The organism is Bradyrhizobium sp. (genome assembly GCF_050014615.1).
Taxonomy (GTDB): Bacteria; Pseudomonadota; Alphaproteobacteria; order Rhizobiales; family Xanthobacteraceae; genus Bradyrhizobium.
Genome location: NZ_JBEKCZ010000232.1, coordinates 1 through 8,107, shown reverse-complemented (window position 1 = coordinate 8,107; position 8,107 = coordinate 1). Strand labels below are relative to the sequence as shown.

General features: G+C 60.6%; 9 protein-coding genes and 1 pseudogene. 5 read left to right on the top strand and 5 right to left on the bottom strand.

What is annotated here, in order from left to right; translation table 11 throughout:
- From ABR948_RS26060 to ABR948_RS26050, 3 genes are all read right to left on the bottom strand, one after another.
- The coding region (locus tag ABR948_RS26060; RefSeq protein WP_428123458.1) for a VOC family protein at positions 1–613 on the bottom strand (613 nt) is incomplete at its 3' end.
- Between the two features lie 154 nt (positions 614–767).
- Entirely contained in the window at positions 768–1,304 is a 537-nt protein-coding gene (locus ABR948_RS26055) for a cupin domain-containing protein (RefSeq protein WP_428123456.1), read from the bottom strand.
- 26 nt (positions 1,305–1,330) lie between these two features.
- Positions 1,331–2,194 (bottom strand): IclR family transcriptional regulator, encoded by an 864-nt coding sequence (locus ABR948_RS26050; protein WP_428123454.1) that lies wholly within the window; start codon positions 2,192–2,194, stop codon positions 1,331–1,333.
- 42 nt (positions 2,195–2,236) lie between these two features.
- Here ABR948_RS26050 and ABR948_RS26045 point away from each other — a divergent pair, with 42 nt between their 5' ends.
- The gene (locus ABR948_RS26045) at positions 2,237–2,539 is read left to right on the top strand and encodes a helix-turn-helix domain-containing protein (protein WP_428123451.1); all 303 of its coding nucleotides are present in this window, start codon (positions 2,237–2,239) and stop codon (positions 2,537–2,539) included.
- 45 nt (positions 2,540–2,584) lie between these two features.
- Positions 2,585–2,881, top strand: a complete 297-nt coding sequence (locus tag ABR948_RS26040; protein ID WP_428123449.1) for an HU family DNA-binding protein — start codon at positions 2,585–2,587, stop codon at positions 2,879–2,881.
- A gap of 215 nt (positions 2,882–3,096) precedes the next feature.
- Here the strand turns inward: ABR948_RS26040 and ABR948_RS26035 are convergent, their stop codons facing one another.
- On the bottom strand, positions 3,097–4,005 hold the full coding sequence (locus ABR948_RS26035; RefSeq protein WP_428123447.1) for a LysR family transcriptional regulator: 909 nt from the start codon (positions 4,003–4,005) through the stop codon (positions 3,097–3,099).
- A gap of 101 nt (positions 4,006–4,106) precedes the next feature.
- Here ABR948_RS26035 and ABR948_RS26030 point away from each other — a divergent pair, with 101 nt between their 5' ends.
- Together ABR948_RS26030 and ABR948_RS26025 are read left to right on the top strand one after the other, a co-directional pair.
- Positions 4,107–4,970, top strand: a complete 864-nt coding sequence (locus ABR948_RS26030; RefSeq protein WP_428123445.1) for an aldo/keto reductase family oxidoreductase — start codon at positions 4,107–4,109, stop codon at positions 4,968–4,970.
- A gap of 129 nt (positions 4,971–5,099) precedes the next feature.
- Complete coding sequence (locus ABR948_RS26025) at positions 5,100–6,074, top strand: Bug family tripartite tricarboxylate transporter substrate binding protein (RefSeq protein ID WP_428123443.1); 975 nt, start codon at positions 5,100–5,102, stop codon at positions 6,072–6,074.
- 319 nt (positions 6,075–6,393) lie between these two features.
- On the opposite strand, the gene ABR948_RS26020 is transcribed toward ABR948_RS26025, so the two are convergent.
- On the bottom strand, positions 6,394–7,023 hold the full coding sequence (locus tag ABR948_RS26020) for a hypothetical protein (protein WP_428123441.1): 630 nt from the start codon (positions 7,021–7,023) through the stop codon (positions 6,394–6,396).
- A gap of 704 nt (positions 7,024–7,727) precedes the next feature.
- Here ABR948_RS26020 and ABR948_RS26015 point away from each other — a divergent pair.
- Positions 7,728–7,871: pseudogene (locus ABR948_RS26015) on the top strand (IS5/IS1182 family transposase); the annotation flags it as partial.
- Between the last annotated feature and the right edge of the window lie 236 nt (positions 7,872–8,107).

Genomic DNA, 8,107 nt, shown 5'->3' with positions numbered 1-8,107 from the left:
CGGACACCGTGAAGGCGACGTGATTGACGCCGGGTTTTCCGGGACGGTTGAGAATAAAGAGATTGTGATGTTCGCCAACGATTTGGCAGCGCGTGAAGACGCCGTGATTTGGATATTCGTCGCTGATCACAAAGCCGAGACGCTCAGTGTAGAAACTGCGCATCGCCTGAAAGTCGCCGGCGAACATCACGACATGACCGATGGTGATCGGATGGGCGCGCTCGTGGATTGGAGAGCGGCGATTGACGCGATTATGCGCGCCCGGCGCATTGACGGGTGTTGGGGCCACGGCTACCGCGCGGCGCCGGCTGACGCGGAAGGCGATACTCAGGCCGTTCGGGTCGCAAATCCGGGCGAGGCCATCAGCGCCGGTTTCGACTCCGCCGCCCGCCTTCAATCGGGTGAGCGTCTTGTCCAGTTCCTGCGCGTTGTCGGCGCCCCAGATCACTTCACGGACGGTGTTGCCGGATTCGATCGGCGCCGGCAGGTCAGGCGCGTCGATCGGACGCACGATGACCTCTGCGCCGTCGCGGGTCTGGTAAACCAGACGGTCGGCGTCAACAGAAATTTGCGTCACGCCCCAATCGTCGAGGAAACGTTTTGCCTCAGCCATGTCGGTCACGCCGAAGATGACTGCGTCTATGCCGGAAAGAGCCACTGTTCGATGTCTCCTGAAGGGGTGGGAACGTTTTGGCGGCATCCCTCCACGGTTGGGAGGAGGGTGCCGTTCGGGTTCGCGGCTGCGCGCGCTTGTTAAAGACCGGGTCTCAGCCGCGCTTGACCTTCGACAGCGGATGATCGGCCGGATAGGTCGGCGTCACCGGCTTGGGCGAGCCGATCATCACCATGATGATCGCTTCCTCGTCGCCGACATTGATCTCGCCGCGATAGAGGCCGGGCGGCACCGAGATGCAGTCACGTTCGCCGAGCACCGTGTCGTAGGTTTCGCCGTTCTGTTCGACCATCACCTTGATCTTGCCGCGCAGGACGAAAAACACCTCTTCGGCATCGGTGTGCAGATGCATCGGTCCTTCGGCGCCGACCGGCAGGATCATGTTGGAGAGCGTGAAATGTTCGGCCGGGATCACGTTGCTGTCGGCGGCAACGCCGGTGCCGCCGGTGCCGATGAAGCGCTTTTGCGCGCGCCGGTATTTGGGATCGAAATCGGCCTGGAACTTGAGCGCGTTCCAGTCATAGGGCCGATCGGCGACGCGGGCGACGCGGCTTTTGATCCAGGCCTCGAAGCTGGTGCCGGCGGGGCGGTCCCAGGAATGTTTGACGGGGGGCGGGCTCATTTCGTTCATGGTCATCTCCTCTGGTTTGAAAAAAGTCAGGCCTTGTCGTGTGTCGCCTGATTGCGATCGGCGCCGAGGTCGCGCGACAGCGCTGCCGCGGCCTTGAGAATTTCGGTCTTGAGAACGCCATGCAGTTCGCCCTCGCGGGTCAGGATGGTCACCGCGGAAACGTTGATGGCGGCGACGATGTCGCCGGCAACATCGCGGATCGGCGCCGCTACGCTGGCGACGCCGGGTTCGAAACCGGAATCCTGCAGCACGAAACCGTTCGACCGATCGATCTTCAATTGCGCCAGCAGGGCCTCGATGGTCGCTGGCGTCTGGGTCGAATAGGATTGCAGTGGTGTGTCGCGATAGCGTGCGCGGACTTCGCTTTCGGGCAACGCGGCCAGCAGAACGCGGCCCATCGCGGTGGCGTGAGCCGGTAGACGCGCGCCGACCTGCACATTGCTGGCGACCGACCGGCGCGTCGCCACGCGGGCGAGATAGACGACGTCGCGGCCTTGCAGTTCGCCCAGATGCGCCGACCAGCCGGTGACGTCACGCAGATGCTCCAGATGCGGGGCGGCGACCGCGACGAGATCGCGCGACTTCAGATAGGCGTAGCCGATCCGCAGCGCCTGCGGCCCGAGCGTGTAGGTCTTGGTCTGCGCGTCCGATTTCAGGAAGCCCATATGGTCGAGCGTGTAGACCAGCCGATAGGCGGACGAGCGGGTCACGCCGATTGCTTCGGCCAATTCCGAGAGCGACAGGCGTCGCGTCTCACCCGACAGCGCTTGCAATACCTGCAGGCCACGCATCAAGGCGGGTACGAGATAGCGCTCGTCTCCCGCCGCGTCGTCGCGTGGCGCGGGGGATGCATAGGGTTCGGCTGGGTCGGTTGAATTTTGTTGATCCATGAACGCATGTTTAGCATATAAAACATATCAAGCCAAGCCCTTTTGGCAAAAGGGGCCGGTGGCGACCCGATTGGTACAAACCATGGGCCGTGGTTTCTTTCCGGCGCGGCGCGTCAGGCGCGTTTGTCGCCGGCCGTCGTCAGCAAGCACATCCAGGCCCTCGAAAACTGGCTTGGTGTCCGGTTGCGATCGATCGACAACCCGCGGCATGCACAGGCCGAGCTGCTCCTTGCGTTTTGGGCCTCGATAGGTTTTAAGCCCGGTGACTTCACGACCACAGGCATGAACAAGAAGCGAACTGTGTGGCTTTGCCGCGTTTTAGACCGAGTAACGCGCCCCGCGTAGCTCATGCGCTTTGAATTGTTCTGAGCCTTCACAAAGGAATCCATCATGGCCAAGATGACCAAGAATCAGTTGATTGATGCAATTGCAGAGGGAACTCAGGTTTCCAAAGGAGACGTAAAGGCCGTCATCGAGCAGATGGCGGTTGTGGGCTATAAGGAACTGAATGAATCCGGCGAGTTCGTCATTCCCGGCTTCGCCAAAATGTCGGTCGTGAACAAGCCTGCCACCGAAGCCCGCAGCGGTATCAATCCTTTCACGAAGGAGCCGATGGAGTTCGCGGCCAAGCCAGCCAGCAAGTCGGTCAAGGCGTCGCCCCTGAAAGTTGCCAAAGACGCTGTTTGAAGCGGACGGGTTGGTTGAGGCGTGTCGCCTGAACTGTGGGTAATTCCATCGCACCCTGGACAGGCACTCCGACCCGCACACTATGCACCCCGAGACGGAATCTCTGGAGGGCCCGGGGGACAGTCTCGCAAAGGCCATGCGGTGTAATGCCCGCGTGGCCTTTTGTTCTCTTGCTTTTTTTCCGACCGTAAAACCGCCGACGCATTCGGCTCACGCTAGATTTTGCGGTCCGATAGCTTGATGAAATCGACAAAAGCCCGCAGCGGCGCCGGCACCAGCCGCCGCCCGGGATAATAGAGATAAGGTCCCGGGAAACGCTGCCACCAGGGTTCAAGAACGCGTTCGAGAGCGCCGCTTTCAAAATGCGGGCGCAGCCAGTCCTCGAACAACGACACGATGCCGGTGCCCGCGATCGCGACGTCGACGAGAAGGTCGGTGGCGCCGCCGAGGCTCACCGTCAGGGGTCCCGTCGCGTCGACCTTGACGACTTCACCGTCGCGCTCGAACTCCCAGTTCATCGTCGCCCCGCTCGGAAACCGGCCTTGCAGACAGGTATGGTCGAGCAGATCGCGCGGGTGCCCGGGTCTTCCTCGTCGATCGAGATAGGCCGGGGCCGCGCCCAGGGAAAAACGCTGCTGACGCGGACCGATCGGCACCGCAATCATGTCCTGCTCCAACCGCTCGCCATAGCGGATGCCGGCGTCGCAACCGGCCGCCAGCACGTCGACGAAATTTTCCTCGGCGATGATGTCGAGGCGAATGTCGGGATAGGCGGCGAGAAATGCCGGGACGATCGCCGGCAGCACCAGCCGCGTCGCGCTGACCGGGACATTCAGCTTCAGCGTCCCGGCAGGCCGGTTACTCAGGCCATGGGCCACGTCGATCGCGGCTTCGACCTCGGTTAGCGCGGGGGTGAGCCGCTCCAGCAGGCGCTGGCCGGCCTCGGTCGGAACGACACTGCGCGTTGTTCGGTTGAGCAGCCTGATGCCGAGTTGCGCCTCCAGCCTGCGAACCGCCTCGCTCAGGCCGGATGCGCTGAGGCCGTTCGCGCGCGCGCCATCGCGAAAGCCGCCGGCGCGAGCCACCGACACGAATGCACTGAGGTCAGCCAGATTGGCTTTCATTGTTCGAATTTTCGTACGCCCCGTGCAGATTGTGCCTATTTTCGTGCATTTCGGCAAGGTCTAACTGAGGGTGGTCGCAACAACAATTAAAGAGAACGACCATGACCAGCGTTCAAAAATCCGGCACTTTCACCCTCGGCGACCGCGCCGTTAATCGCATGGGCTATGGCGCCATGCAGCTTGCAGGCCCGGGCGTTTTCGGCCCGCCCAGGGATCATGACGGGGCGCTTGCGGTCCTGCGCGAAGCCGTCGCGCAAGGCGTGAACCACATCGACACCAGCGATTTCTACGGTCCGCACGTCACCAATCAGATCATCCGCGAAGCGCTGCACCCATACCCGGACGATCTCACCATCGTCACGAAAATCAGCGCACGGCGCGGCGCCGATGGATCGTGGATTCCGGCCATGTCACCGGATGAACTGACGCAGGCGGTGCACGACAATCTGCGCAATCTTGGGCTCGAGGTGCTCGACGTCGTCAACCTGCGCAGCATGTTCGACGTGCACGGCCCCGCCGAAGGCTCGCTCGAAGCGCCGCTCACTGTTCTTGCCGAACTGCAACGCAAAGGCCTGGTACGCCACATCGGACTGAGCAACGTCACGCCAACGCAAATTGCGGAAGCACGCAGGATCTGCAAGATCGTTTGCGTGCAGAATTATTACAACCTGGCGCACCGCGACGACGACGCGCTGATTGACGATCTGGCGCGTGACGGCACCGCCTATGTGCCGTTTTTCCCGCTCGGCGGTTTCAATCCGCTGCAATCGTCGACCTTGTCCGCCGTCGCCGCAAGTCTCGGCGCTACGCCGATGCAGGTCGCGCTGGCCTGGCTGCTTCGTCGCGCGGCCAATGTCCTTCTCATTCCCGGCACCTCGTCGTTGGTGCATTTGAAGGAAAATCTGGCGACGACCGGGATCGTTTTGTCCGACCAAGCCGTCAAGCAGCTCGAAGGCGTCGCCTGACCGCGGCTGCGGCCGTCGCCGATCGCGATCTCGGCCGCCTTGCAGCCGCTGCTGGCTGGTGCGACACTTGTTGGCAGGTCCGGCGGCAAAGACCGGACACAACGGGCGTGCGGGACGTGAGAGGAAACGATGAAGCTCGCTTTGAGCCTGTTCGCCGCTTTGCTGGTGCTGCTGGCGGCGCCGACGGCATCGGCGCAATCGCGTTATCCGGACCGGCCGGTGAAGATCCTGGTCGGCTTCACACCCGGCACGGCTCCCGACCTCGTGGCGCGCATGCTGGCGGACCGGTTTGCGGAAGTCTGGGGCGCGCCGTTCGTGGTCGAGAATATTCCCGGCGCCGGCAGCAATATCGCCACCGATCGCGTCGCCAAGGCGGCCGCCGACGGCTACACGCTGCTGATGGGCGGCAACTCCTCGCTGGTCATCAATCCCAGCCTGTATGAAACGCTGTCATTCGATCCGGTCAGGGATTTTGCACCGATCTCGCAGGTGTTCATCGCGGCGAACGTGCTCGCCGTTCCGCCCGAACTGCCGGTCCGGACGGTGGCGGAACTGGTGGCGCTCGCCCAAGCAAAACCCGGCAAGCTTTCCTATGGTCATGCCGGGGTGGGCACGTCGCAGCATCTGGGCGCCGAATTGTTCAAATACATGGCGCATCTCGATATCGCAGCGGTACCCTATCGCGGCACCACGGCGCTGATGCCCGACCTGGTCGCCGGCCGGATCAGCCTGTCGTTTGCCAATATCGTCAACGTGCTGCCGCTGGCGCGCGAAGGCAAACTGCGTGCGCTGGCGATCACCTCGATCAAACGCTCGGCGCTGGCGCCCGAACTGCCGACCATGGCGGAATCCGGATTCCCCGGCTTCGAGGCCGTGCCCTGGTTCGGCCTGCTCGCGCCATCAGGCACGCCCAACGATGTTCTGGATAAATTGCATGATGAGACCGTCAAGGCGCTGGCGATGCCGCAGCTGCGCCAGAAGTTCGACGAGCTCGGCCTCGAGCCGGTCGGCAACACGCCGGCCGAGTTCGCCGCAGTGATCAGGAAAGAAACGCCCGAATGGGCGAAAGTGATTGGGGATGCCGGCATCAAGCTCGGTAATTAGTTCGGCAGATTGGTTGAGCCGTTCGCGAAACGCATCATCTGCGTAGGCTGCAATCGATGGGTATCGTTCCGCCTTCGCTCGTTGAGCTATGGCGGACGAGGTCGCTTCGCCCATCCTGCGCGCTACCCGCTTAATCCAAAATTGAGCATTCGGCGAGCGGAAGGTTGATGAAATTAGCGTTTACAACCTAGTGATATTTGGGCCGGCAATCTTCGGTAGGTGCCGTGCCAGGGGCGCCGTAGGTTTTGTCATCTGAACTGGCCTGCCGTAAACTCGACATCTCATAGCACGACCAAACCATCGGCGTCGGGAGCGAGCACTATTGGTGCGCGGCTTGCCGTACGTCGTCGCGCGTTTTGACGACTATCTGTGGCAATTTGCGCTGAAATTCCTGCTCCAAGGTCGCCATCGCATCGGAGCTAAAGGAATGACTGTGGCCACGAAATGTATCGAATACCAGTTGTTTGTTTTTCGCGCATGCCGCGAACGCTGTTTGCTCAATTACTTCAGCGTCGTCGTTGGAAGTGCGCGATAGACGCCGCGAAGTGCCTTCCAGACAGAAGGAATAAGCCCGCACTGCTTGATCCTCAAGAGCTTTCTCTGGGTCAGCCTTCCACTGCTGCTGCAATTCGGTGAGCTTTTGGGCCTGTTTAAACAACGCCTCTACTGCGTCGTGAACGTAGGTCAGCTCATCGATACGGTATGAGTTATCGATTGATCGTTGCCTGCAAATTGCAAATACACTGTTGTCAATGTCAGTGTGGTCACGGTGCAGGACGTCTTCACCGTACATCATAACGGAGCGACGTAGCGCGACCGTCAGCTCTTGGTAAACGCATTTATGGAAATAATCCAATTCGTCGGAGGCCGCGTCTGCCCGCTGATCGAAGAGCGCCGAGGTTAGGAAAAAAACCGACCCGGCGACGGTAGCGAGTAAAAATTGCTTCATGGTTGGTGCGACTTCCGCTGCGCGCGCGCTGTGCCTAGCCTTGTGTGGCCGAGCCTATCACGCGGAGGTTGAGCGGTCCTCAAAGAGTAGAGTTGACGGCAGATTGTCGATCTCGAGCGACTTTGTATAAATTTTTTAAATATGATGGCAGGACCTGGTCCTGCAGGATGGATGGGCCTTCTCGAAACCCATCACTTGCGCAAAACTCCAATTGATGGGTATCGCTTCCGCCTTCGCTCGTTGAGCTATGGCGGACGCGGTCGCTCCATCCATCCTGCGTGCTGACGTTCCGTCCTGGTCGAATTATGATTGGTTTCGCTCTTGAATAGCCAGGAGTTGCTGCTGCATGAGCGCCGTGTCTGGCGTATCCGCGCTGGTTTTTGGTGCCGGAAAAGGATCGAACGTCAAGCCAGTGACTGCATTGCTCTCGTCAAGGCTGACGGGTTTGAATGACTCACCCGGAGCCAGTGGAGGCGCGCCAAGAGTCTTCGCGCCTGCGCCTGTTGGCAGGTTGCCAGAAAGGGTTCCTACGGCAACCAGAGGGATAGGGCCTACGCTCATCTCAATAAATCTCCAGGGTTAAGCGATACCACGTGAGAGGAAGCAAGTGCCGTGCCGAGACGGGCATTTGAAAGGACTTGTCATTTGAAGGGACCTGGCATTCGAAAGGGCTTGGTATTTGAAAGTTTAATCAAGTCGTCTGCCAGCGCTTCAACCGGTGGGCCAAGAGCGGGGTTTTCGAGCGCATTTATACAGGATGATCGATGCCACCATTGTCCGTGCGCACCAACACAGCGCCGGGGCGCCAAGAAGACGGCGAGCAAGCGATCGGTCGATCACGTGGCGGACAACACGTCATAGATCGATTCTTGCTTAGGAGGAAAAAGCAGCGCGTGTAAAATTTTCCGCTCGGCAAAATTTGCAGTCCTGTAGGATGGATTGAGCCCTTCGCGAAACCCGTCACCTGCGCAAAACTCCAATTGATGGGTATCGCTTCCGCCTTCGCTCGTTGAGCTATGGCGGACGCGATCGCTCCACCCATCCTCGCGCTATTTGAGCTTCGGCGGACGAGGTCAAACAGCCA